Source organism: Pleionea sp. WD8-19, assembly GCF_055326765.1.
This window is the reverse complement of the sequence record NZ_JBUZOU010000013.1, coordinates 72,576-98,929: the sequence shown is the minus strand read 5'-3', so window position 1 is coordinate 98,929 and position 26,354 is coordinate 72,576. Positions and strand designations below refer to the sequence as shown.

Sequence of the window (26,354 nt, the reverse complement as noted above, 5' to 3'; positions counted from 1 at the left end):
AGTTATCGATGATTTAAGTGTAGTGCAAGTCCATGATTTTTCCGGTAATAACCGGACGGGGGATTCAAATTTATGGCCAAGGCAAAAGTGCAATTTGTGTGTAACGCCTGTGGGGCGGTGCATCCTAAATGGGCCGGACAGTGTAACGATTGTGGTGAATGGAATAGCCTAATAGAACAGACACAAGTGGCAAAAACGGCTCGTTCGGAGCGATTTTCAGGTTATGCGGGTGAAGCCAGTAAAGTTCAAACCATGGCCGAAGTCGATTTGCAGGAAGTGCCGCGGGTTGGCACACAACTTTCGGAGTTGGATCGTGTGCTTGGTGGCGGTTTAGTACCGGGGTCGGTGATTTTGATTGGTGGCGATCCTGGAATTGGTAAGTCCACCATATTATTGCAGGCCATGTGTTTGCTCAGTCAACAATTACCAACGCTCTATGTTACTGGAGAGGAGTCACTACAACAGGTCACGATGCGTGCGCATCGGTTAGGGCTCGATGGTAAAGCGTTGAAGTTGCTCACCGAAACTCAGGTAGAAACGATTCTGGCGCAGGCAAAACAGCAACAACCACAAGTGATGGTGGTGGATTCCATACAAACCATTTATACCGAGCAGTTGCAGTCCGCACCGGGTGGTGTGGCGCAAGTGCGAGAAAGTGCTGCAGTGTTGGTGCGTTACGCGAAACAGCACAATGTAGCCTTGTTTATGGTCGGTCATGTAACCAAAGATGGCGCGCTAGCGGGACCTCGTGTATTGGAACACATGGTGGATGCCGTGTTGTATTTTGAAGGAGAACGCGATGGTCGATACCGCATTCTGCGTGCCGTGAAAAACCGGTTTGGTGCGGTGAATGAACTGGGGGTATTTGCCATGACCGAAAGCGGTCTGAAAGAAGTGAAAAACCCTTCAGCTATTTTTTTATCGCGTTTTGAACAACGTGTTTCCGGTAGTGTGGTGATGGTCACCTGGGAAGGTTCACGACCCATGTTAGTAGAAGTTCAAGCGCTGGTCGATGAAACCCATTTGGGAAATCCTCGTCGCGTGACGGTTGGTCTAGAACAAAACCGCTTGGCGATGTTGTTAGCTGTGCTGAGTCGACACGGTGGTATTGCTACTTACGATCAAGACGTGTTTGTGAATGTGGTTGGTGGCGTACGAGTAATGGAAACCAGCGCCGATTTGGCATTAGTGTGTGCTGTATTATCCAGTTTAAAAAATCGGCCGCTCGATCAAAACTTGGTGATTTTTGGCGAAATAGGGTTGGCCGGTGAAATACGACCGGTGCCTAATGGTCAGGAGCGATTGCGCGAGGCTGCCAAACACGGTTTTAAACGCGCGATCGTACCGCATGGTAACTTACCGAAAACGGCGATTGAAGATATGACGGTAATCGGTGTGAAGCGGCTGGAGGAAGCCTTGCAACACCTAGACTAAGGCGCTTTGAAGTGGGGAGCTTATTCGCTGAGTAAAGCGTTTAACTCGCGTTGTAATAACTGCGCATCACCTGTATTGAGTTCCAACAGTCGGCGTAAGTGGCTAATACTGTCCACATCGATATGAGTGCTGTATAAGCCTATCAACCCCTCTTCGCAATGGGCGACTTCCACCTCCATGATAATGACATGGAGCTGATCGCCCAAGTCGAAACTTAAAGTGCCTTTATCCCCCGGTTGCAAGTTACTGTAGTGGGATAAATCCAGCAAAGCACCTTTCAGAGACAAGTCGCGAATTGTGCAATTGAATTGGCGACCGCCGATAGAGAGCTGACAGCTGTTGTCGAACTCTACGCGTTGAAACAAACGTCGTTCCTTTGGGGTTGGCATAATTCGCGACTCGGTTGTTCGGTAAAATATTATTTACGATTCTTTTTCACTTCCTTTACTAATGTAGCAAATTGCTTTTGATTGTGCATTACACAGTAAAGGCCCGTTTTCATTAAACTTGAGCTTTTAATAGAATACTCATCGAGTGCTATATCGGCACTGGCAGTTCAAGTTTATCTTCGCTAAAATCTATTACATTAAACTTATTAATCGACAGTCTTCATTATGAATCTGCCCAGTATCAAGCAACTTCAGTACCTGCTTGCCGTGCACAAAGAGCAAAATTTTAATCGTGCCGCCGAGGCTTGCCATATCAGCCAGTCGACCTTGTCTGTGGCCATAAATAACCTGGAAGAGCTGGTAGGGCAACAGTTAATTGAGCGAGACAATCGAAAACTGATGTTTACGGCCATGGGCGAGCTAGTGGTTGAGCAGGCTCGCATGATTGTCGACCAATCCACTCACATGATGCAACTTATAGAGGCCGATGGAGATGTTATGGCTGGGGAAGTTCGGCTGGGTTGCATTCCAACGATTGCACCGTTTCTGCTTCCCAAATTGGCAAAAGCGAGTCGAAAACAATACCCTCGATTACGTTTACGGCTCGTTGAAGATACTACGGCACAATTGCTTAGCCAACTGGAAAAAGGCGAAGTTGATGTTGCGATATTGGCTTTACCGATAGAAACCGGTTCTTTTCACGTTATGCAGGTAGGCCAGGATCGTTTTCTGATGGTGGCACATAAGCAGTTAAAAAATGAGCTGCAAATGTTGCAGGACTTTAAACAGGTGCCTGACGGCAGCTTAATGCTACTTGAAAAAGAGCATTGTTTACGCGGACATGCGCTGGAAGCCTGTCGATTGTCGAAGACTGAAAAAATTCATCCATTTGCGGCGACCAGTTTAACGACTTTAGTGACCATGCTGGAAGACGGTGAAGGCATCAGTTTTCTGCCAGAAATGGCAATTAAAGCCGGCTTGTTGAAAAACACGCATTTGGTTGCGCTCGACATGCCCTTTGAAAATGCCGAGCGGCAGATCGGGTTTATCTGGCGTAGAACCAGTTTTCGAGCGCAATGTTATCGTAATATTGGTTTGTTGGCACAAAGTTTGTTATCGCTGTAAAATGCCGTGGCAAAGCGGTTTGGAGAAAAGTATTGATGCGATTTTTAGTAGCAATTTTTGGTGGTGTTGTTGGCGTTAGTGTCATTACGCTTATTGCGGTGGGAATTTATGCACTTTTTCCAGACAGTGACGACACTACGAAAGTAACGCCTATTGTGCTGGATGATGTGATCTTAGAAGGAGACTACACCATCGAAGGTTTGCAATGCGAATGCAAATCGGAACAACTGGAGTTTGAACGTCAAATTACTGAAAGTGGACTGGGCTGCCGAGCGAAAATTTTATCGATGGAACAAATGAAAAACTTACCTGAGTGTCAGTTCAAAAGGAATTAACCTTTCACTTGTTGAGCGAGGAAATTATCCAAGAATCCTACTCATTAGGCGTTGCTCTAAAACGGCTCTGTTGCAATGCATGATCGCACAGTTCTCTCTCTCTCCTTTTATAAATCTCACTTAACTCTTAGACTATCGACCGTTAAAAATATTTAAAAGTACTGAAAAATCATTGCTTTAAAAGTGCGAGCTTCATTGATATATAATCAATAGGAATGACAGCGTTGTCAAAAAATGAGTGCTTCCGGCTTTTGAGATGTTGCATTCGTCAATAAATCTGTGTAGTGTTTGTTCAATATTGATGACAACGCTGTCATTGGGCGCGAATTTCGAATCAACAACATAACCATAAGAGGGACAGATCGATGAGTACGCCTCATTTTAAAAAGAAATGCTTGCCGGGGTTGATTGCTATGACGTTGAGCGGGCTGACAGGACTTTCGTTCGCGTCTGAAAAGACGGAAGACAACGCCGAAAAATCAGAAGATGAGCCAACGATCGTAATCAGTGGGTTTCGTGGAAGCTTAAAGCAAAATATTGCTGCGAAACGATATGCGGTAGCCGTAGTTGATGCGATTACCGCAGAAGATATCGGAAAGTTTCCCGATAAGAATGTTTCTGAGTCTTTGTCTCGAATCACAGGTGTTGGCGTTAGTCGAGAATTTGGTGAAGGAGAAAAAATTACGATTCGAGGCGTTGACCCTTCACTTAATCGTACTTTGCTCAATGGTCAAAACGTAGCTACTGCAGATTGGTTTATATTGGATAACCCCTCTCGTGGTTTTAATTTCACTTTATTACCATCGTTTTTAGTGAAAGAGCTGGAGGTTGCTAAAACACCACTTGCCAAAAATGATGAGGGCTCAATTGGCGGACAAGTAACGCTTAAAACGCATCGACCGCTTTGGTTAGAAAAAGGAGCCGTAAATGCCAGTGTGCAAGCTCAGTACTCTGAGACCTCCGGTGAAACGGATCCGTTAATTGATGCAATGTACTCTTGGAAAAACGATGAAGAAAACCTTGGCTTTTTGTTGTCTGTTTCTAAACATGATCGCACTGTGCAACGTGAGGGGCTAGAGGTTTTAGGGTGGACCTCGCCGTCTGCTAACGGTATGCGAGCGCCTAAAGACATTGGAAACCCAATTTTTAGACAAGAGCGAGAACGAGAAACACTTTTTGCGAGCATTCAATTTGTACCGACTTCAAACTTGGATCTTACTTTTAATGTTCTTGACTCTTCAATGGATGCAAACAACCACAATATTAACTTACTCATACGTCCACAAAATGATTGGTTGGATAATCCAGACGACAGAAATATTATTCTGGATTCTTTTGAAGCCCATGGAAATAATATTTATGCAGCAACGGTACTTGATGGAGGATCTTATGAGTGGGATTTCATTAACCGACAATCGAGTACAGAAACCAGTAGCTACGATCTCGATCTGAATTATGACGGTCAAGGATACCAGCTACATACTCAGGTTGGTAAGACGTCTGCAAAAGGAGGAACGTTTAATGAAACTTCTTGGAGTTTTGTTCCAAATATATCAACAGGAACCGGCTATTCTTTCGATCTTTCGGGAACTCCATCGATAAACATTGATGTTGATCCAACAGATGGATCTTTGTGGATGCAAAACTGGACTTGGGGTGGAAACAAACCGACCACTGATGATGAAACCTATCTTCAGTTGGATTTGAGTTTCGAAGTGGATTTTGGTGCCTTTGATTCGATCGAAACCGGAATTAAGTTTCGAGATCACGATCGCACACAAGGACGCCAAGCTTACAGCTGGCATGGTCCAGGCACTTCATCGGATCCAAATTCGGCTTATATGTGGGACATCTTCGCTCAATGCCCAACATTGAATACCTGTGGGCAATCGACAGGTATTCATTCCGTCGCAGGGAATGTAATAAGTGGAAATGTAGTCAACCAGTTAGATGGTAGTTACGATGCATTTATGGCGCTTGGGTTCGGTGGTAATGCCGATTTTGCTATAAGCAATGTTTTAGGCGAAATTTGGGATATTAATGAATCCATTTCCGCATTCTATATTCAAGGAAATTTTAATACCGAAAATGTACGAGGAAATATTGGTGTTCGTGTGGTTGAAACGGATTTAACCGCTCAAAGTTATAACTTTAGTATGGACTCTTGGGGCTTTCATACCATCGATCGAACTTGGTTAACACCTTCTTATTTAGAGTGGGTAATGCAATCGAATAAAAGTACCGAAATTCTACCGAGCGCAAATTTCACATTTGATATATCGGAAGACGTTATTGTTCGCTTTTCCGCTGCTCGTACGATGGCCCGAGCTAATTTTTCTGACCTTGCTCCAGTTGAGTCAACAGGAGACCTGAATGGTTTGGAGCCCGTTGGTTCTGCAGGTAATCCTAATTTACGCCCAACGATTTCTAATCAATTTGATCTTACCTGGGAGTGGTATTTTGACGATAGTTCAATGTTATCGATGGTTTACTTCTATAAAGATATTGCAAGTTATCGCTCTACTCGTAGCTATATAGAGCCGAGATACAACGAGTCTCAAGGTGAGTGGGTTGACGTAAGATTTAGCCAACCGGTGAATGGGTTGGGCGGTCAAACAGACGGGTTTGAAATTTCATTTCAAACTAACTTTGATAACTTTGGCGTGTTAGCGAATTACACCTACACAAACGCAAACAGTGATCAAGAGCGTGATTCTGAAATTGCAGGCTCAGCAATCGTAGCAGGTGCATCTGAACATATGTACAACCTGGTAGGCTTTTACGAAAATGAAACATTTGGTGCACGCTTAATGTATAACTACCGAAGCGAGTGGTATAAAGGCGTGCACTGGACGGGTGCGGAAGCATGGAACGACTCATTCGGACAGTTAGACTTTAGTGCTTCATATGCGCTTACCGATAATCTCAACTTAACATTTGAGGCAATAAACTTAACGGATGAGGAAGTTGTTGAATATGATGGCACCCCTGCTCGATTAATGTCTATCTATAAAAATGGAAGTCGATATGTTTTAGGCGTCCAAGCAAACTTTTAGAAACGGATAACTTCAGGTCAACATGGACGTGACCTAAAGACTTTAAAGTGAATAATTGAGAGAATCCGAATATGAGTCGTTGGCTTCTGCGAGTGCTTCTTCTTTTGATTGCTTGTTGGACGGTGTTCCTGGTTTACCATAATGTAAAGGAAGGGAAAAATGACCATTCGATTGAGCAAATTATTACACAAAAACAATTAAAAAAATTTTCTGAAACTTTAAAAGTTCATTACGAAATAATTGAGAATCAACCCGAGGAAAAGTGCGATAAGCAATTTGCGGAAGGTCATTGTTTTATTGCGAAAATATCTCTAACCTTTCCTGGCTCACTAAAGGCCAACAATTGGTCTTTATACTTTAGTCATATCGCACCGTCGCGCTCATTTCGAAGCGACAATTTGACGTTAGAGCATATCAATGGAGATTTGCACCGTATTACACCAAACCAAAAATATTCCGGCTTTACTCAAGAGAAGCCATTGACGGCTGAGTTTAATGCCGATTTTTGGCATTTGTCAGAATCCGATATTATGCCCAACTATTTTTTGTATGTGGATGGCCTAGGTCCAGAAATTGTGGCTAATACCAACGAAACGAACAAAACAGATTTGCAAGAGTCAGGCGATTGGTTTTTTAACGGCATACCTGAGCACAAAGACTTTTTACTACGAGGGAAAAATGATCAAACTCGACTAAGCGATACAAAGTATTTGTACGATATTAATCAAAAGCTCAATGCGCAATCGGTATCTATACCGAAATATCGATTAATCCCGAAGCCTAAAAAGCTTATTCGAATCAAAAAGAATAATGCGGTTGACCTCTCACTTGGTATACATTTACAAGAACACAACTTTGATTCGAAGTTTTTGCAGGCTGGTTTTGACCGATTGTCTGGCTTCGGTATAACGTTTAACCCGAAAGGTGTTCTGCTCAAACTCAAAAGAGTCACTGACGATGTAATTCCAATAGAAGGTTACCGATTGCGCGCGGAAACTAACGCTATAACAATTACTGCAAGCCATGAAAGTGGAATTTTCTATGGATTGATGTCGATCTCTGGGCTCATTGCTATTGATAATCTGAATTTTCCTGCTCTGGAAATTAATGACGCACCGAGATATACGTTTCGTGGTTTGCATTTTGATGTCGCGCGAAATTTTCATAGTAAAGCCTTACTGATGAAAATCATTCGCCAGATGGCCGCGTATAAATTAAATAAATTGCATTTACATCTGGCTGACGATGAAGGGTGGCGACTGCAAATTAAAGATCTACCGGAGTTGACTGAAATAGGAGCATTTCGATGTTTTCCTCCCGAAAACAATCAATGCTTGTTGCCTCAATTAGGTAGCGGTCCTTTTCGAAATCATTCAGTGAACGGTTTTTATAGTGAGCAAGATTATAAGGATATTTTAAGTTGGGCAGCACGACATCATATTGAAGTGATTCCATCGTTTGATATGCCGGGTCATTCACGCGCGGCAGTTAAAGCTATGGAGCATCGTTATAAAACATTCATGCGAAACGGTAACCGAGAAAAAGCAGCTGAATTTTTGTTGAGTGATTTTAACGATACCACGCGTTATGAATCGGTGCAGTATTACCATGATAATACCATCAATGTTTGCATGGAATCGACCTTTCGTTTTGTTGATAAAGTCTTAAGCGAAGTGATACGTATGCACCGGGAGGCCGGACAGCCGCTGCAACGATATCATATTGGTGCCGATGAAACAGCCGGTGCATGGAAGAACTCGCCGGAATGTCAACAGTTTATTCAAAACAATGATTTTGGCGTTAAAAGCGTTGAACAGTTAAGTGGCTATTTTATTGAGCGTATTGCCAACTCTCTGGCTCAAAAAAATATTATTGCTGGCGGTTGGAGCGATGGTATGAAGCTAACTAGGCTCGAACAAATGCCAAAAAATGTACAGGTGAATGAGTGGTCAACCTTGTTCTGGGACGGACATGAGTCTGCACATCAATTAATTAACCGTGGTTGGCAAGTTATTGCTTCACATCCAGATGTACTTTATTTCGATTTTCCTTACGAAGTGGACCCCAAAGAACCTGGGTACTATTGGGGATCTCGTAGAACCAATACACGAAAAGTATTTGAGTTTATGCCGGACAATCTTCCCGCCCACGCCGAAATATGGCATGACCGAGAAGGAAAGAAATACATGGCAGACGATCGAATGCAAAAAGATGAAGAAGGAAATATCAAGCACCAGCCGATAGATAGAAATAGAGCTTTGTTTGGCATCCAAGCGCAATTATGGAGTGAAACCATTCGGAGCGAGGAAGACGTTGATTACCTTTTGTTTCCCAGATTGTTGGCTTTTGCTGAGCGAGCGTGGCACAAGGCCGATTGGGAACTCGACTACCAACATCATGGGCAACGATATTCAGAGCACTCCAATCATTTTTCCAATACGTTACAAGTAAAACGAGACGAAGATTGGTTTTCTTTTATTTCAGCGTTGAATTTAAAAGAGCTTTCTAAACTGGAGCAGGCAAACATTCGTTATCGTATTCCAACGATTGGAGCGCGTTGGAATGAACAGGGTTTGAGAGTGAATGCCATTTTACCTGGTCTGACTTTGCAATATTCCACAGATAAAAAAAACTGGTACACAATTAATGAACAACCGGTAACGGGTATTGTAAGCGAAATCGATCGCGTTTGGGTAAGAGCGCTTTCCATGAATAAACAAAGAGCCGGAAGGCCACTGATGTTGAGTCGTTAATCCAGAGTTTTAGATGACGGAGAAAGCGAGGAATAATGATTTCTTGTTCACAAGAAATCATCCTCTCCAAGTTCCTCGTACAATTCTCCGTCATCTAATTTTGATAACTTCTTTAAATTCACCTTTTTTAAACGTTCATACAATTTTATCGGTACTAAAGGATACTTTATTTAATTAATGACAGCGCTGTCATAATGTTTTAGACTGTCACCATTCTAATGACAACTCAAGCGAGGGTCTTGTGTTAATGGAGGTTTCTACGCAGCCAGAACGACCTTACTACATCGGTATCGATGGCGGCGGTAGCAAGTGTCGCGCGGTGGTTTATTGTCAAACGGGTGGTATTCTGGGGCGAGGTTTGTCTGGACCGGCAAATGCTTTCCAAGACTTGGTTTTGACGCAACGTTCAATTGTCGAAGCCAGTCGATTAGCGTTAGAGGATGCTAATCTAAATCAAGCGATGCTATCTCAAATGAACGCTGGAATTGGTTTAGCTGGAGTAAATATCCCTAAGGCGATGAAGCAAATGCAGCGATGGAAAAGTCCGTTTAAACGACATTATGTATTAACCGACCTTCATGCGGCTTGCTTAGGTGCTCATCATGGTGGTGACGGTGCAGTGATCATTGCCGGTACAGGTTCTTGTGGTTATGTTACGGTGAATGGTCAATCACTCACACTTGGTGCGCATGGGTTTCCACACGGCGATAAGGGCAGTGGTGCGTGGATCGGATTACAAGCCGTAGAATATTGTTTGTTAGCGTTGGATCAATTAGGCGCTCCCAGTTTGTTGTGTCGAAAAATTCAGGCAAATGATGCCATTGAGTTGGTGCAAAAGGTTTCTGGGAAACCTCCACGATTTTACGCAAAGTTGGCACCTTTTGTTTTTGAGTCGGCCAATGAAGGTGATCCTGTTGCCAAAGAAATATTACGACAGGCTGGCCAGTATCTTTCGCACGTTGCTTACAAGTTATTGGATCGTAATCCTCCTAGGTTGTCTTTGATCGGGGGGATTGCTGAACGAATATCGCCTTGGTTAGCGACCGATCTGCAAGACCGAATCGCTCCCGCATTACAATCGCCCGAGGTGGGCGCCGTTTTGTTTGCACTGCAAAGTGAGGAGCAACTGAATGTCTGAATCGTTAATGCGATTGGAAGCCTGCGAAACACCCATCAGGATCGCGGAGCAACAACAGCAACAGTCTTTGTTTAACCAGGTTGCTGATAGGATCCGAAGTTTTAAACCGAAGATGGTCATGGTTATTGGACGAGGATCTTCCGATCATGCAGGCGTTTTCGCCAAATATTTGTTTGAAATTGAGTTGGGTATTCCGACATTTTCTGCCGCACCTTCTGTATCGAGTGTTTATGGAAAAACGTTACAGCTCGATACAGCGTTGGTGATTATTATTTCGCAATCCGGACGCAGTCCCGATGTGATAGCTCAAGCAAAAATGGCAAAAGAAGCGGGTGCATTAACCCTGGCTTTGGTAAACGATGAGTCGGCACCTTTAAGAGCTCATGTGGAGTTGTTTATACCGTTAAAAGCGGGTGAGGAACGATCGGTTGCTGCAACCAAAAGTTATTTGTGTACCTTAGCGGCCCTGCTTCAAATCGTTGCTTATTGGCATGAAGACACGTTGTTAAAGCAGGAACTACTTTTACTGCCTCAAAATTTGAAAAAAGTGATCAAGTCGGAAGTTCAAGTTCCTTCACACTTGTTAATCAATGAAAGTCATCTGGTGGTTGTTGGGCGTGGTTTCGGTTACGCGATTGCAAAAGAAATGGCTTTAAAAATAAAAGAAGTGTGCGGAATTCATGCTGAGGCATTTAGTAGCGCCGAGTTTTTACATGGTCCGGTTACTTTGGCCGCCAGCCAACTGCTCATGTTAAACGTGTTGGTGGAAGATGAATCTTTTTCTGTACACAGTCAGCAAGTTGAAGACTTCCACCAACGTGGCGCAAAAATATTAAATTTGACTCAACTGAATCGCAATTTACCAAAACGACTGGCGCCTTTAACCCTGTTGCTTCGATTTTATCTGGATATCGAACAAGCTGCGCAAGCGATGAATCGCAATCCAGATTGTCCGATCGGGTTAAAAAAAGTAACGCAAACCCTTTGAGCTGGAAAAATATCAATGAGCATCGATTACCTTCGGGTAGAACAACTCTTTAACGGTAATAAGCTTCTATCAGACCAAATAGTCGCCGTAGAAAATGGTCGAGTTGTCGGAATGGGTGACAGTGACTTCATGCTTAAACACATGACAGGTGAAAGCAAAATAAAAAGTATGGAAGGATTGTTGGTTCCCGGATTTATCGATGTTCAGGTGAATGGTGGTGGTGGGGTGTTATTTAATCAACAACCTACGTTGTCAGGGTTAAAAACCATAAGTGAAGTGCACGCTCGCTTTGGCACAACGGCCATGTTGCCAACGGTGATAACCGATCATTTCGATGTGATGCAAAGAGCTGCAGATAGTGTAAGTTCTGCGATTGCTCAAAATTTACCGGGTATTATTGGCATTCATTATGAAGGTCCGGGCATTTCCGAAATTAAAAAAGGAGCACACTGTGCGGACCGTATTCGAGCTTTTTCGGATAGTGAAATAGCACTATTTTGCCGAAAAGACTGCGGAAAGGTTTTAGTGACACTTGCTCCTGAAGTGATTCCAATTGAGCAAGTCAGAGAATTAACCAGTAATGGCGTTAAGGTATGTCTCGGTCACAGTAATGCCGATTATGAAAGCGTACAAGAGGCATTAAGAGCCGGTGCATCCGGATTTACTCATTTGTTCAACGCTATGTCGAGCTTGAGTGCACGCGAACCAGGTATGCTTGGAGCTGCACTAACTGATAGTGAAAGCTATTGTGGAATTATCGTAGATGGTTACCATGTTCATTCGAAAAGTTTGCAACTGGCTTTGCAGTGTAAAGGTATCGAAAAGCTCATGTTAGTGACCGATGCCATGGCTCACGTGGGAACGAACGACAAGTCATTACCTTTTTTCAATCGCGAAATTATTCGTAATGGTGATAAGCTCACATCGACGACCGGAGAGCTTGCCGGCTCCGTTTTGACGATGTCGAGTGCGATTAGAAATGCACAACAATTAATAAAGGTTAATCTGTTTCAAGCTTTGCAAATGGCATCGACTATTCCGGCAACGTTTCTTGGGTTTCAAAACTCCATGGGTGCTATCGAATTGGGTTATCGTGCTGACTTTGTATTGTTAGATAATAAGCAAAATGTTATTACAACTTGGGTCGCTGGAGAAAAAGTTTTCTCATTGTGATTGCGGTTGCAATCATTTACTCAATTTTAGAAAGAGTGGAGAGTTATTCCACCAAAAAAAACATTAACAGGACCGACTATGCAAACAGAATTTACGCTTGCTTGGATTGATTATGTCATCATCGTAGGCTTTATCCTATCCATCACCTTATTGGGACTGCATTTCAGTAAAAGAGCCAGCAAAAGCACCAGTGACTTTTTTCTGGGCGGGCGGAGTTTACCCTGGTGGTTGGCCGGTACTTCTATGGTGGCAACGACCTTTGCTGCCGATACACCATTAGCGGTTACCGAACTGATTCGACAAAGTGGAATCGCCGGTAATTGGATGTGGTGGAATATGTTAGCCGGTGGCATGTTAACCACTTTCTTTTTTGCTCGATATTGGCGTCGAGCAAATATCCTAACCGATGTAGAACTGATCAACATACGTTATTCCGGAAAACCAGCTCGGTTTTTACGTGGGTTTCGTGCGTTGTATATGGGATTGTTTATTAACGCCTTGGTGATCAGTTGGGTTAATCTTGCTCTTATTACTTTGCTGCAAGTGTTTTTTGGTATCTCGCCAGAGGAATCTTTGTGGTACGCGTTAGCCGCCATGTTAATCGTATATATTTACTCGGGTTTTTCGGGATTACTTGGTGTGGTTTACACCGACTTTGTACAGTTTATTGTTGCGATGACCGGCAGCATTATATTGGCAGTGATTGTTGTGAACTCAGAGCAAATTGGCGGAATCGATGGATTAAAAGCCAGCTTGCCAAAAGAAGCCTTAAGCTTTTTTCCAACCATTGATGGTGAGAGTTCCAAAGGAACAATTCTCGCGTTAGGGCTGGGTAGCTTTTTAGCAATGATTTTGTTGCCTTGGTGGAACAGTTGGTATCCTGGTGCTGAACCTGGAGGCGGCGGCTATGTCGCGCAACGAATGATGAGTGCAAAAGATGAGAAAAATGCGGTATACGCCAACTTGTATTTTCAAATTGCACACTATTGTATTCGACCGTGGCCTTGGGTATTGGTTGGCTTGTCAGCACTGGTTTTATATCCGGAAATCACTGAAGCACGCATGGGCTATGTGCTGGCGATGAAGGATTTTCTACCCACTGGATTTAAAGGTTTACTATTGGCAGCTTTTTTTGCCGCCTATATGAGTACGACAGCGTCACAATTAAACTGGGGAACCAGTTACATCATCAACGACTTTTACAGGCCTTTTATAAAACCTGAGGCTAATGAAAGGCAATTGGTGTTAACTTCACGAGTCGCTGTATTTGTTATGATTTTGGTGGCGCTATATGTTACATCCAAGGTGGAGTCCATTGCTGGCGTCTGGAACTTCTTATTGCAAACCGGTGCCGGGTTAGGATTGGTTTTGATTTTACGCTGGTACTGGTGGCGCGTTTCTGCCTGGAGTGAAATTTCAGCGACCATTGCTCCTTTTGTAGGCTATTCACTGACGCAGTTTGTTTTTGCTCCCTATATTGACCCTTCATGGGGTAAGCCGATCATTGAAGATCCTAGTGGCTTTGTCTTCACTTTGAGTTTTACGGCAGTGGTTTGGGTGGTTGTTACTTTCCTTACACCCACAACCGATCGTGAGGTTTTACAAAAATTTTACGACCGCATTAGGCCGGCAGGCAATTGGAAACCATTTTGCGGTCAAGAAGAGCATGGAAACAAAAGCCTGTTGCAACTTTTTATTTGCTGGGTGAGTGCGATTGTCATGGCTTATACCATTTTATTCACCACGGGCAGTTTGGTGTTTAAAGAGTGGAGTGATGCCATTATGTATTTCTCCGTATTTATTGCTTCGGTGATCTCTGTAAAATACTTTTCTTCAAAGGTTAAAATATTTGAGTAGTTGCGTTGCAAAATCGCGGTTGTTGTCGGTCGATGCGTTGCGCGGCTTTGATATGTTTTGGATTATTGGCGGAGAAAAACTATTTGCGGCCTTGGCGGTAATGTTTCCTGCCTTTATTTGGGACGATTTAGCGGCGCAAATGCAGCACAGTGAGTGGCATGGACTGACCGCTTATGATTTGATTTTTCCATTGTTTATTTTTATTTCGGGTGTCAGTATTGGAATTGGTTCGTTTTCACTGGCTGATAAAAGCTGGTCGCAACGTAAACCTTACTACCTTAAGGTGTTGAAACGCTGCACTGTATTAATTGTTCTTGGCATCATATACAACCATGGTTGGGGCATTGGAGTTCCTTTGTCTCTCGATGATATTCGTTATGCCAGCGTACTTGGTAAAATTGCAATAGCTTGGGGAGCAACGGCACTTATCGTTTGGCATTTAAATGTTAGAGCCCAAATATTTTTTTTGATGATTGGATTGGTGGCTTATTGGGGGGGACAAGAGCTCGTAATGATTGGAAATTACGGAGGTGGAGAGTACTCGGCTCAATATTCACTAAATACCTGGATTGATCAACAGTTTTTGCCTGGTGTGTATTATCAGGCACAACCTTTGGACCCCGAAGGTTTGGTAGCAAATATGGCATCCATTTTAAATGCACTGGCAGGCGCCATAATTGGCCGTCAAATTTTGGCCAGTCAACATAGCCATCAACAAAAAGCGTTTAATCTTATTGTTATTGGAATATTCTGTTTATTCGTTGGCTCTATATGGAGTACGGTTTTACCGATAAATAAAGTACTTTGGACCAGTTCTTTTGTGATGCTTAGTCTAGGCTACAGCTGTCTACTGCTTTGTTTGTTTTTCCTTCTGTTTGATGTATTAAAACTAAAAATGCTGGGACTTTTTTTTGCTGTGATCGGCATAAACGCTATTGCTATTTACCTTTCAACGGCGTTGTTTGACTGGGCGTACGTATATAAAAGTTTGTTTGGCGGTATTGTGCGCACAATGGATGTGCGTTATCAACCGCTATTCAGTTGCATCGCTCTGCTTTTAATACAGTGGTCTGTTTTGTATGGTTGTTATCGTAAAAAATGGTATCTTAAAGTTTAAACGGTTCTAACTAATTTTTAATGGTTGCCGTCGAGATTCGGAAGCGTAAAAGGTGATGCGTTGAATGGTTTTTCGAAGATTTATTATCAGAAGAATTCGAAATTTGAACGTTGTTGCTCTTTAATTTTACCTTCCGATAATAACTGATAATAATCGCAGGTTCGATTGCGTCCATTTTCTTTAGCGTAATACAGTGACTTATCAACACGATCCATCAACTCACTGGGAATAAATTGAGGCGTGATGATGCTGTAACCGATGCTTACAGTAACTTGTCCCACCTGAGGAAAGCGGTGTTTGGCTATGGTTTTTCGAAATCGATTTAATATATTAGATATGTCATTTTCTGTGGACTGACTAATAATGACTGCAAACTCTTCACCTCCGTAACGATAGCATTGGTCATACTCTCTGAACGTTTCCAGCATTTTTTGCCCAAACATCACCAGTACTTCATCTCCTATTAGGTGACCGAATTGGTCATTAATTTGCTTAAAGTTGTCAAGATCCATTAATGCCAGAAATTGAGGAAGGTCGTTTTTTCGGCGTCGTTGTTCGGTCACCTTATTACTCAGAGCATGTAAATCTTGAACAAAGGCTTGACGATTAAAAACACCGGTGAGTTGGTCGATTTTTGATAAGGAAATGTGACAGATGATATTAAAGTAAACTTCGATGATTTGATTAAGCGTTTGCATTTGCTCTGCGGTAACAGGGCAGGCTGCCGTAACGTGAGCGATAGGAGTGTCTTGGCACAGTACAATAATAAAGGGCTCACTCGACTCATCATTGATTTTTAGCTGAAACTCTTGCCCAGGCTCCAAATAAAACATGTCTTTACGGAAGCACCACTGTATTTGATGCTCAGGGAAAAACTGATGGCTTACCAGCTGTAGTTGTTCGTTCAGCGATTGGAGATCGAACTTTTCGGTGAGCGACAATAACTCCCGGTATTTGCAGTCAAGTTCACAGGGCATTTACAGTATTCCCGCGTACGAAGCGATATCTCAATGAGACTTAGTATAGAACACAAGAATTTTGCTTGCCTTTATTAAATTGGAGGAGGCTTTAGAGGTACGTATTGCAAAGTGCGTAACTTATTGATTCTCTTTCTTTTATAATCATTTGGCCTATTAGTAATTTTGCTAGATGCAAAAAGCTCTTTTTATAAAACCTAGAGCGCCGTAATTTATTCGTCTGTATTGTCCGCGTTGTGAATATTGCCACTTTTCAATGATTTATTTACGAAAGGAGTCTCATTTTTCGTTGTTTTCCTAAATTAGTATTCGTGCAGAACCAATGGGCACCTTCCTTACCTTAGGCTGGAACCAATTATTGATACTCCGTCTCGAATTGAAAGCGTTTTAATAAAGAAGTTATTGAATGAAAATCACAAAAATGACACTTACGTTGAGTTCTTTTTTTCTGTTGCTCGGCCTGATTGGCTGTCACAAAGATGAACCACCGAAACAATATACAAGCAAAGACGTCGTATTGGAAAAGTATCAATGGCAAGGCGACGTCCCAAAAACTCGTAAGCTGCGGGTAATCAATCGATACGGCAATATATCTACTCGTAATACCAGTTACTCTAAAATTGAAGTGACCGGTGTCATTCAGAAAGTTGGCCCTAAAGCCCCTGAGCCAGAAGTGGTTATCAGCAATAAAGATGGCATGACAATCCTTGAAGTTTCCTACAGTACCGCGACGCTTGATAAGTACAACAACCGTATTGGTCGAATGGATATTGGTGTTTATGTACCCAAATCGGTGATTGTTGAAATGGAAACCGAGTTTGGAGACATTAAAATAAAAAAACACCAGTCGGATTTAAGCGCTAAAACCGTCACTGGGAATATACAAGCGTCAACGAACGGTATGCTTTGGGCGGAAAGCGATCAAGGTAATGTCGACGTTTCGTTACTGCCGTGGCAAGAAACCTTTTTTCATTCAGATAAAAAGCAGCATATCAATACAATCCAGTCGAAATCAGGTGACGTCACCTTTTATTTTTTCGAGCAGGCGCCCATTGTGGTCAATGCCACTGCTGCACAGGGAATTTTTTCTGATTCGGAGCAAATCCAAGCGGCGGTTCAAGCAGAAAAGCAAACATCAAAGCTGATCTGGCGAGGACAAAAGGTATTCCGAGTATTTAATGTGAGCAGTGTAAGCGGGAAGGTCAATATTAATACACTGGCACAATCATCTTCTTCAGAGAGTAAACCGCAAACATTTGAGGGTGACTTAATCAAGTTACCTCCTGTAAAAGAGTGGCAACCCGGTGATGCTGTTCAGGAAGTTCAGGACGGTCGCAGTGATAAATCGAAAGATAAAAGGCCTCTGCAAAAAAAGGATGGGCAGTAGTTTTTCCGTCGCACCGATGTTTCATGCGTTTCATCTTGGGTGAGCGCGATTGTAAAAATTTAATATGAGAAAATAAAAAGGAACCTAAATGTTCTATCACAATAAATTCGCGCGGATTGTTAACCGTGTATTAATGACTGGAAGCGCAGCGACACTCTCGTTGATGACCTTTTCGGTGACAGCTAAAGAAAAGGCACTTCCAAAATCGATACTGAAGCAACCGGTATCGAAACAGACAAAACTCGATGACCGCAATCGGGTTCGTCGTTATCGAGGGGCTGAACTGGTTGATGTTGCTCAACCCAGCGTTGTGAAAAAGGATATACGCACTATCAATCCAGTGCGTCAATGGCAGCCTGGTGATGCTGTTAAAGTGGCGAACCCTCGCCACATTAATGATGTACAGAACATTTTACCGCCTGTTAACCCAGTGACTAAAAGTTCACTACGAGTGGTTGAAAAGCAAAACAAAGCGACGCAACGTCTTACTGATCTTGAAGTCGGTGTCAATCGAGAGTCGTTTGACTTTAATGGTGTCAATCCGCCTGACCCAAGTGGTGAAGTCGGCGAGGTTTATTACATTAACGCAATCAATGGATACAGTGGTGCTGAAGTTGCTATTTTTAATAAAACTACCGGTGAGCAAGTTGGTAATACCTTTAACTTAAGCGCATTAGCTAATGGCGGTGATTGTGCCACTGGTTTAGGCGATCCCATCATTATTTATGATGAATATGCATCTCGATGGTTTCTTTCTGAGTTTTCGCGAAATGGCAACAAAATGTGTGTTTATATTTCGCAATCTGCCGATCCAATTTCGGGTGGCTGGTATGCTTATGAATTTACGGCACCTGCGTTCCCAGATTATCCCAAGTTTTCGGTATGGGGCGGTCAATATTTTGTGAGTGCCAACGAATCGGGAGGTGCGGTCTATGCGCTGGAACGCTCGAAAATGTTGGCGGGTGAGTCTGCAGCTATCGTACGTAGCACAATACCCAGATTAAATGGGTTTGGGTTTCAATCCATTTCGCCCATTGACTCCGATGGACTTAATCCACCAGTTGATGGCACGCCGGGATTATTTATTCGTCACAATGACGATGAGCTGCATGCTTCTGGCAGTAATAATGGTGAAAAGGATTACCTGGAATTGTGGCAATTTTCACCGGATTTTTCGAACCCCGCTAACAGTGAATTAGTGGGACCCATTAATATTGAAATTGACGAGCTCAATTCTGACTTTACGTGTCCCGATGGTTTTGGCTGTTTGGAACAAAGACCGGAAGCGGGTCAGTCGTTATCGACACTCGATCCGTTAAGAGAAGTTGTTAACTACAAACCTCAGTATCGTAATTTCAACAGTCATCAATCCATTACGGGCAGTTTTGTTACCCGATTAGACGGTAATATTGCAGGATTGCGTTGGTTTGAGCTCAGAAGTACCGATGGTGACTGGTCATTGTATCAAGAAGGTATTGTTGCGATTGATGACAATAACAGCCGGTACATGGCAGGTGCCGCGCAAGATGGTGATGGCAATATGGCATTGGCCTATATGATCACCGGCGCTGATCAGTACCCAAGTATTCGAGCAACCGGACGTCGCACTTTCGATCCAGTAGGCACCATTTCAAGCAATGAAATTTCTTTGGTAGAGGCCGATGGTAGTATCGCGACCGAACGGAATGGTGATTACAGTCATCTTTCGGTCGATCCGGTTGATCATTGTACGTTTTGGTTTACCGCAGAATACGGCGGTGCAGGTGGACAATGGCATACACGCATTTCCAGTTTGAAGTTTCCGGGTTGTACCGGTTTTGGTTCAAGCGACCCTGGTTTTACAATGAGAGCCACACCCTTGTCGCACGAAGTGTGTCTTACCGGTGAAATCGATCCCATTGAAGTTTCGATAAACGGATACAATAATTTTGATCAAAATGTCACACTGGCTTATACCGATTTACCCGCTGCTTTTTCGGGGAATTTTTCGGTTAACCCGGTGTCATCTGGCCAAACATCGAGTACCATTTTATCATTGGCTAATGATGCGACTGCAGGCGACTATTCCTTTGCTATTGAAGGTAGCAGTACCGATGTTGATTCTCGTCAGGTGGAAGTGAACATGACTGTGGTTGAGTCAACATCAACCGCAACCTTAACTTCTCCTGTCGATGGTGCCGAAACAATAGCAACATTACCTGTTTTACAATGGAGCTCCTCTGGGCATACACGTCAATACACTATTGAAATTGCCAGCGATGCCGAGTTTAACAATGTGATTGCTGTTGGTAATGTATCTAATGGAACGAACTATCGACCATCGCAGCCGTTACCCAAAGAAACTTTACTTTACTGGCGCGTTATTGCTGCGAATGCATGCGGTGAAACAACGTCTTCAGTCTTCAGTTTTACAACGGCTTCAGATAAGGATTTGGCCGATGAATTAACGCCTAATGTTCCTGTTAATATCGAAGGCAATCGTGGCGAAAGCCGTGACTTTTATGTCGATGTACCGGAAGGCGTAGAGAGCGTTACGTTTCGAACGCAAGGGAATAATGGTGACGCCGACCTTTACATTAGCTTTGGCGGAATTGCAGAAACCAACAGTGACATTATTTGTCGTAGTGAAACGAGTAGTAGTAACGAAACCTGTGCAATCAATACGCCACAGACTGGTACTTATTTCGCAAAAACCTATGCGTATTCAAACTTCAGTAATGCGACTTTGGTTGCGGAGTTTGTAATTCCTAATACGGCCCCTGTTGCAATTAACGATAGTTTCACTGTAACAATGGGGACTGCTGAAAATGCGCTTGATGTGTTAGAAAATGATAGCGATGCGGATGCCGATGATTCGTTAATGATCACCGCCGTGGAATATAACGGTAATGGCAGCGTCACCATTGAGAATAGTGTGCTCAGTTATTCTCCTGCATCTGACTTCTATGGAAGTGAAACCTTCGATTACACCATCGCTGATTCGCGTGGAGCAACTGCAGAAGCCTCGGTTACTGTAATCGTGAACGCACTACCAATTGCTAATAACGATAACTTTACCGTTCAGCAAAATTCGAATGACAATTCATTCAATGTTCTGAGTAATGACAATGATCCCGATAGCGATTCTATAACAATTATTGCCATAAATTATTCAGGAAATGGGACCCTAACATTTACTGATAATTCGGTAACTTATACTCCGGAAGCAGGGTTCAGTGGCAGCGAATCATTTATTTATGTTATTCGTGATGAGAATGGTGCAGTTGCAGAGGCTCAAGTTACGATAACAGTAGAAGCGATTAGTTCAGATGACGGTGGCGGTGCAATCAACTTCATTTTGTTGTTCGGACTGCCAATGTTGTGGATATTGCGAAGAAGACAATTTAAGCAATAACGTTTTACTTACTATTTCTTTAACCCTAAAGTTTGGCTGAACGTTCCATTCGTTCAGCCTTTTTTTTTCGTATTGATCAATCAATTGATGCGAGTTGCTAAGGCGACCATTCCGCTTCCATACTTAAGCCAGAAAAGGCCTGAAAGGCATGGATAGAAATATACCATTGACGCCCTTCCGGATTATTAAACTCGCAAGTTTCATTACTGCCCTGATTGTAGGGACGGCAATCGTAATTATTCAAATCGGGATAAGCGGTTTTCTTTACGTAAAGATCTGCATCGCCGTTAGCACCAGTGATTTTTGCTTTAAGTTGGCTCATTCCTGCCGGTACATTAATCCAGTAGTTAAGCCACTGACCTTTTGCCAATGACAAATTATGCTGTGAGTAGCCACCACCAGCCGCACTGTATTCCGCTTTTAAATTCAATCCGTTAAAAGCTTTAAAACCATGCAACATGATGTACCAATCTCCTGCGGCAGGATTATCAAAGCTACACGTTTCGTTGTTATCGCCTTTGAAAGGACGACAATGGTACTGGCTGGTCGTGGGTAAATCGCCATGACGTACGTACATATCAGCGTCACCATTGCCACTATAGGATTGAATATTGAGTTGTATGGCACCCTCGGGGACTGTGATCCGGTAGTAATAAAACACACCTTGACCGCCGTAAATATTGCTTCTTACCTGACCGTTTTCCATTGGCCAGATGTGTGGTTCCTGATCGTCATCCACTCCCGGATTATCGATCCAACTCCAGGCGCAATAACGACTGCTGTTTTTCTCTAACCAAAAATAATTGCAATGACCGTCGTAGCTGTTACGTCCGGTTTTTACTTTAAAGCCGGAAAAATGAATGCCATTCAAATGATAATATTGACCGTTTCTTTTCAACGAAAAATGCACATGCGGACCCGAAGAAGATCCCCCATTGCATAACGCCTGATTGCGATTGCTGGCGTAATTGGCAATCTTTGTATTACGTGTGATCGTGGCGTTATGAGCAACGCGAATGTTGGATAAATGATAATAAGTCGTAGACCAACCTTCGTCGTGTACCACTTCCATAAAACACGAAGAGTGTACCACCACGCGTCCGGGGGCTGCCGCTGTTACATAGATATGACGCAGATCCGATCCCCAATAGCCACCACGGTTTAAGTCGAGCGAGGATTGAGGATAAGAACCGCTTCCGGTGTTGGTATGACTTCCACCGTAGGTCCAGCGCTCATTTACTGGAAAGGGTAATTGAAAATAATTACCGATGTTGTTGATGGCAGCGCGTTGAGCTTGAGAGACGTTGCTTGCGTTTGAATATAACTTTTTAGCAGATGACTTATTGGTTAACGAATTGTGTTCGGTAGATTGTTTTGAGGACGACTCACCTTTTTCATCGATTAATGTTGAATGCTCTTGGTTAAAAAGCCGCTGAAAAATTTCATTCAGTTGCTCCATCAAAAGAGTATCATCGTATGAATCGCCTCTTTTTTTATGCGCATCTTCGTACAGGCTTTTCAGTGCTTTTATTGCGTCTTTATCGGAGGTTCTCTTTTCATTAATGCCGGTATCAGTAAAGCCATGATCACGATAAAACTCAATGGCCAATCGATCACTGATATCAGCTAACTGTTCATTAAATCCCTGTTTGTCAGAAAGCTCACCAAAGGGTGAGTCGGATACCTGCTTTGCAAGCGAGGGTTCGCTAACCGCGTGGCTTTGCTGTTCCATTAACGCGATTAACAGCTTGGGACTTATAGAAGAATAACCTGCATAATGTGAAATGGCTTCTGCATGTGGCAACAAGTGTGGGGCTTTACGTTTTAAAAAAGCTTTAATATCGAAATTAAACATCTCATCGTAACTGTAAACCAGTTGTGCTTTGGATATCGCTTGAGTTGATGTTTGCGCTTGTTTACCTTCAGCTAACATTGCGGTACTGGAAGATAGGATCAAAGCGTACAAAGTCGTATCGATTATCCTTTTTACCGTCTTCGATTTAAGAGTCATAAAATTTTCCTCATCAGTTGAAACATTCCCGTGTTCTCATACAACTGGAACGCAAGTAGCGTATCGTTATTGTCCGTTTGGTTTGTATACTCAGTTAACAGATGAAATATAATGTATACAGTAATTGTGAGTTCTGTGAGTCAGTTAGCAGGTGTATTTGGATTTATATAAAATTGAAATTTTAAAGGCGGTAACTTGAATATTAGGTGTGTTGGTTTTAGGAGGGTACAAAGTACCCTCGCTTGCGAATTGAAGTGTTAATCCCAACTCCAACGTTGCGACTTGCCACCGTGAAAACTCCATAAATGCGCGCGCATGCCATTACCCCAAAAAGGATCTTTAATGTCCATTGCCATATGCGTCGCGTTGGAAATTCTAAACGAGTTACTGGTGCCGCGTAACCAGATTTGATTGGCGCCGCCATGACAATCCCACAAATGTATGCGTGAACCTTTACTGGTTCCTGCGCCGGAAACATCAACACATTTATGTGGTGCACTTTTGTTTCGGATCATGCCGTATTGATCTTGCCACCACAATTGGCTATCGGCACCGTGACAAGACCATTGATGAATTTCAGTGCCATTGCTGGTATTGCGGCCTTCCAGATCGAGGCACTTCCCTTTGTCGTTGCGTAATTTTCGCCAAACGATTTCACCATTGTCATTAGGTGGCACTATGTGTGGGTGATCGCCGGGCAGCCATTGGCCTTCGTTATTCCGGTCGGAATAGTTTACCCAAACGGTTGTGACGCCTTGTGACTGTTTTAAATTGCTCAACATTTGACTGGAGTAACCGTTTTTGGGCACAGCAAAATGATAATGGCTGCCGAACTCCTGTTGGCAGGTAAACTCGCCGTACTCCCAGGCGTTACTTTGGCTGGTGATCGCCCAGTTGTCGTCCGCTTTGCATGCAAACCTGCGAGATGCATTGCACTGATTGTCGTTGAACCGACCATTACCCCAATGTTCGGCGCAGTCTTCGTTGTTGTTGTAGTCATTGGGTTCATTGCTGCTCCAACTCCAGATAGCGGCGTTCAGTCGCGTGTCAAAGGGCACCAACTGGTCGAGACCGATGATGCCAAGGTTACATTGCATGGCTTGTGACATGAGCGATGCCGTGATCGGTTGTGGTGGATCACCAAATAGGTTCGACAATTGCGTGCTGTCTTCATAAATGCGCACTAAATTATTTTGTACGTAACTGGCGGAGTACTTGTTGGTGTTACATGCTGGGTAGGGATGGAAATTGTCGTTGTCAGTTGGAAAGCCGTAATTAAAAACCGTGTTCGCCCATCGACTGCTACCGCAGTTGCCTCCAATAATCAGTACTTGGCTTCCGCTGTTTAAAATATCCGCTTTACTGATACTCATGGGAAGTGAGCGACAGGAGCCGGGGCGATAAATTAGGTCCCCTAAATGTTGATCGAGAATATCGACAACCTGATCGTAGCGACCGTCCACATGTTCTTCTAAGTAAAGTATGATCACTTCGGAGCGATTGGTGGATTGATTAAGCCATGTAGCGACTTCCTTAATACCATCGGCAAAGTGGCGATCGAATGTGGAGCAGCCCGTATGATCGTTCGTGCCATGACAAAGTATGAGTTTCGAATAACTGTAATGTACGTCTAGTTCTAACGCTCGGATCCCCATGTCGAGTTGGTCCACCAAACTGTATTGTTGATTGGGATCCCAATAGCTACCAAGATTAGCGTAGGCATCGGAATTGTAACTGTTGTGCGTGTATTGAAAACTGATTTTGCCGATGGGTTCACCCATATCGAGTTGTTGCTGCAGTCGTAGCGCTTTATAGGTCCAGCTATTGCGAAAGTTTTCCAAGTCGTTGGCAGTCGCGAATTGCCAAAACACACCTGCCAATAACACCAGTATTTTTATTTTCATGGTTGGTCCTCTGTTTTTATTGTACGAACGTCTCATTATTGACACTAATTGTTGCATAATTATTGATCAAGGCGATAGGAGTGCAGGTGTATTAATTTTGAGATTGGATGCGTTATCTTAGGTTGAAATATCTGTGTCTGAAATATTGTTGGTTATACTTTCGATAATTAACGTATTGATAAATTTAACCGGATGAATTGGAGCGCGTTTATTCTTCATAATTCGAGTTGTGGCGACTGTCTGCAAATAGGCTCAAACCGAGAGCTATTTGAACAAAGTTGATGAAAATTATGAGCAACTGAAATGAGACCTTAAGCTAAAGATAGAACTTTTAATCTATGGCGAGATAGACTTATTTGTAATAAACATGCAAATGAAAAGACTAGGGTATTCAAGGAGTGATTACATGAAAGCTTACTATACAACAAAAATTTACGCGAATGTTCGCTATGGCGATTGGGACTATAAGTTTGCCGTTATGGCTGGCTTGTCAGTGGTAGTCGTTTTTTTTGAGTTATTACATGGGAGTTTATGGTCACTGTTTTTTATCATTCCACTGCAGTTAATTTGGATTAAATTTTATTCTGGTGATTTACGAAAGTCTCATTCAATGCTAATGACTGCAGGCGTTTCATTAGTTTTTACAGTAACGACTTTTTTTGCGGAGTACGACAATAATTTATGGCTTCAGATCGCTTCTATAAGTTGTGCTTTAATTCAGTTAGGTGTTTTGTTTTTTTCTAAGTTGACTGACTCTAAATTAATTAATAAATAGAAAGGTAGTTTAAGTTTCTGCGAGTATTACTTGCAAAGCTCGACATGTGGTTGGCTTCAACATCAAATTGGATGGCCGAGAAGGTTTGCAGGCTTAAAATCGAACCAATTTCTGATCCAAACTAAGTGGTCCAGCGCCATGAGTAAACAGATACAGGCCAATGGCAATCAAACAGGCAGACGGAAAAGAGGCCCGTATACCACCGTTTATATCCACCATGAGCAGCGCGACGGTAAAATTAACCGCACATAAAAAGCCGGCCCATCGAGTAAACAACCCAAAGATAAAGCTGAGCCCAATAAGAAACTGTGCCCATACTGAAATCCAGGCCATGGTGGATGGGTAACGAAAGCCGTACTTTTGCAAAAAGTGGGTAAATTCCAGCATTCGCTCTTGGTTAACAATATTATCGGCTACACCCCAAACTAAAAAACTACCGACCATAATGCGCAAGGCCAGTAAGGCCAGTTGATCCCATATCTGAAGTTGAGGTAGAAATAACCAGTTTGTTATTCGGTTTTTAGGTCTCATAGTAAATTTT

At 42.9% G+C, this 26,354-nt stretch carries 18 protein-coding genes; 13 read left to right on the top strand and 5 right to left on the bottom strand.

Features of this window, described 5'->3' with window-relative positions; all coding sequences use genetic code 11:
- Positions 1-72 precede the first annotated feature (72 nt).
- Entirely contained in the window at positions 73-1,434 is a 1,362-nt protein-coding gene (radA, locus tag ACTUJY_RS15085; RefSeq protein WP_463616942.1) for a DNA repair protein RadA, read from the top strand.
- 20 nt (positions 1,435-1,454) lie between these two features.
- On the opposite strand, the gene ACTUJY_RS15080 is transcribed toward radA, so the two are convergent.
- Entirely contained in the window at positions 1,455-1,823 is a 369-nt protein-coding gene (locus ACTUJY_RS15080; RefSeq protein ID WP_463616941.1) for a PilZ domain-containing protein, read from the bottom strand.
- A gap of 225 nt (positions 1,824-2,048) precedes the next feature.
- Here ACTUJY_RS15080 and ACTUJY_RS15075 point away from each other — a divergent pair, with 225 nt between their 5' ends.
- The 9 genes from ACTUJY_RS15075 to ACTUJY_RS15035 all read left to right on the top strand — a co-directional run bounded on the left by ACTUJY_RS15075 (position 2,049) and on the right by ACTUJY_RS15035 (position 15,365).
- Positions 2,049-2,948 (top strand): LysR substrate-binding domain-containing protein, encoded by a 900-nt coding sequence (locus tag ACTUJY_RS15075; RefSeq protein ID WP_463616940.1) that lies wholly within the window; start codon positions 2,049-2,051, stop codon positions 2,946-2,948.
- 35 nt (positions 2,949-2,983) lie between these two features.
- A complete protein-coding gene (locus ACTUJY_RS15070; RefSeq protein WP_463616939.1) occupies positions 2,984-3,283 on the top strand; it encodes a hypothetical protein in 300 nt (99 codons plus the stop codon).
- A gap of 365 nt (positions 3,284-3,648) precedes the next feature.
- A complete protein-coding gene (locus ACTUJY_RS15065) occupies positions 3,649-6,339 on the top strand; it encodes a TonB-dependent receptor (protein WP_463616938.1) in 2,691 nt (896 codons plus the stop codon).
- A gap of 71 nt (positions 6,340-6,410) precedes the next feature.
- The gene (locus ACTUJY_RS15060; protein ID WP_463616937.1) at positions 6,411-9,092 is read left to right on the top strand and encodes a family 20 glycosylhydrolase; all 2,682 of its coding nucleotides are present in this window, start codon (positions 6,411-6,413) and stop codon (positions 9,090-9,092) included.
- A gap of 247 nt (positions 9,093-9,339) precedes the next feature.
- Positions 9,340-10,230: an N-acetylglucosamine kinase gene (gene nagK, locus ACTUJY_RS15055; protein WP_463616936.1), complete on the top strand. Its 891-nt coding sequence runs from the start codon at positions 9,340-9,342 to the stop codon at positions 10,228-10,230.
- A complete protein-coding gene (nagB-II, locus tag ACTUJY_RS15050) occupies positions 10,223-11,218 on the top strand; it encodes a glucosamine-6-phosphate deaminase NagB-II (RefSeq protein WP_463616935.1) in 996 nt (331 codons plus the stop codon). The genes nagK and nagB-II overlap by 8 nt, the downstream gene beginning before the upstream one ends.
- A 15-nt stretch (positions 11,219-11,233) precedes the next feature.
- The gene (gene nagA / locus ACTUJY_RS15045) at positions 11,234-12,391 is read left to right on the top strand and encodes an N-acetylglucosamine-6-phosphate deacetylase (RefSeq protein WP_463616934.1); all 1,158 of its coding nucleotides are present in this window, start codon (positions 11,234-11,236) and stop codon (positions 12,389-12,391) included.
- A gap of 78 nt (positions 12,392-12,469) precedes the next feature.
- On the top strand, positions 12,470-14,248 hold the full coding sequence (locus tag ACTUJY_RS15040) for a sodium:solute symporter family protein (protein ID WP_463616933.1): 1,779 nt from the start codon (positions 12,470-12,472) through the stop codon (positions 14,246-14,248).
- On the top strand, positions 14,241-15,365 hold the full coding sequence (locus tag ACTUJY_RS15035) for an acyltransferase family protein (RefSeq protein ID WP_463616932.1): 1,125 nt from the start codon (positions 14,241-14,243) through the stop codon (positions 15,363-15,365). Before ACTUJY_RS15040 ends, ACTUJY_RS15035 begins: the two co-directional genes overlap by 8 nt.
- 86 nt (positions 15,366-15,451) lie before the next feature.
- Here ACTUJY_RS15035 and ACTUJY_RS15030 read toward each other — a convergent pair whose 3' ends face one another.
- Positions 15,452-16,342 (bottom strand): GGDEF domain-containing protein, encoded by an 891-nt coding sequence (locus ACTUJY_RS15030; RefSeq protein WP_463616931.1) that lies wholly within the window; start codon positions 16,340-16,342, stop codon positions 15,452-15,454.
- A 406-nt stretch (positions 16,343-16,748) separates the two neighbouring features.
- Between ACTUJY_RS15030 and ACTUJY_RS15025 the strand changes: the two genes are divergently transcribed.
- Both ACTUJY_RS15025 and ACTUJY_RS15020 read left to right on the top strand, forming a co-directional pair.
- Positions 16,749-17,729, top strand: a complete 981-nt coding sequence (locus ACTUJY_RS15025) for a hypothetical protein (RefSeq protein WP_463616930.1) — start codon at positions 16,749-16,751, stop codon at positions 17,727-17,729.
- Between the two features lie 88 nt (positions 17,730-17,817).
- A complete protein-coding gene (locus ACTUJY_RS15020; protein WP_463616929.1) occupies positions 17,818-21,123 on the top strand; it encodes an Ig-like domain-containing protein in 3,306 nt (1,101 codons plus the stop codon).
- A gap of 97 nt (positions 21,124-21,220) precedes the next feature.
- Here ACTUJY_RS15020 and ACTUJY_RS15015 read toward each other — a convergent pair whose 3' ends face one another.
- The gene (locus ACTUJY_RS15015; RefSeq protein WP_463616928.1) at positions 21,221-23,134 is read right to left on the bottom strand and encodes a pre-peptidase C-terminal domain-containing protein; all 1,914 of its coding nucleotides are present in this window, start codon (positions 23,132-23,134) and stop codon (positions 21,221-21,223) included.
- 257 nt (positions 23,135-23,391) lie between these two features.
- Positions 23,392-25,038 carry a phosphatidylinositol-specific phospholipase C domain-containing protein gene (locus tag ACTUJY_RS15010; protein ID WP_463616927.1) on the bottom strand — a complete coding sequence of 549 codons (1,647 nt, stop codon included), beginning with the start codon at positions 25,036-25,038 and terminating at the stop codon, positions 23,392-23,394.
- 406 nt (positions 25,039-25,444) lie between these two features.
- Between ACTUJY_RS15010 and ACTUJY_RS15005 the strand changes: the two genes are divergently transcribed.
- The gene (locus tag ACTUJY_RS15005; RefSeq protein ID WP_463616926.1) at positions 25,445-25,813 is read left to right on the top strand and encodes a hypothetical protein; all 369 of its coding nucleotides are present in this window, start codon (positions 25,445-25,447) and stop codon (positions 25,811-25,813) included.
- A gap of 93 nt (positions 25,814-25,906) precedes the next feature.
- Here ACTUJY_RS15005 and ACTUJY_RS15000 read toward each other — a convergent pair whose 3' ends face one another.
- Complete coding sequence (locus ACTUJY_RS15000; RefSeq protein WP_463616925.1) at positions 25,907-26,344, bottom strand: DoxX family protein; 438 nt, start codon at positions 26,342-26,344, stop codon at positions 25,907-25,909.
- Positions 26,345-26,354: the final 10 nt, after the last annotated feature.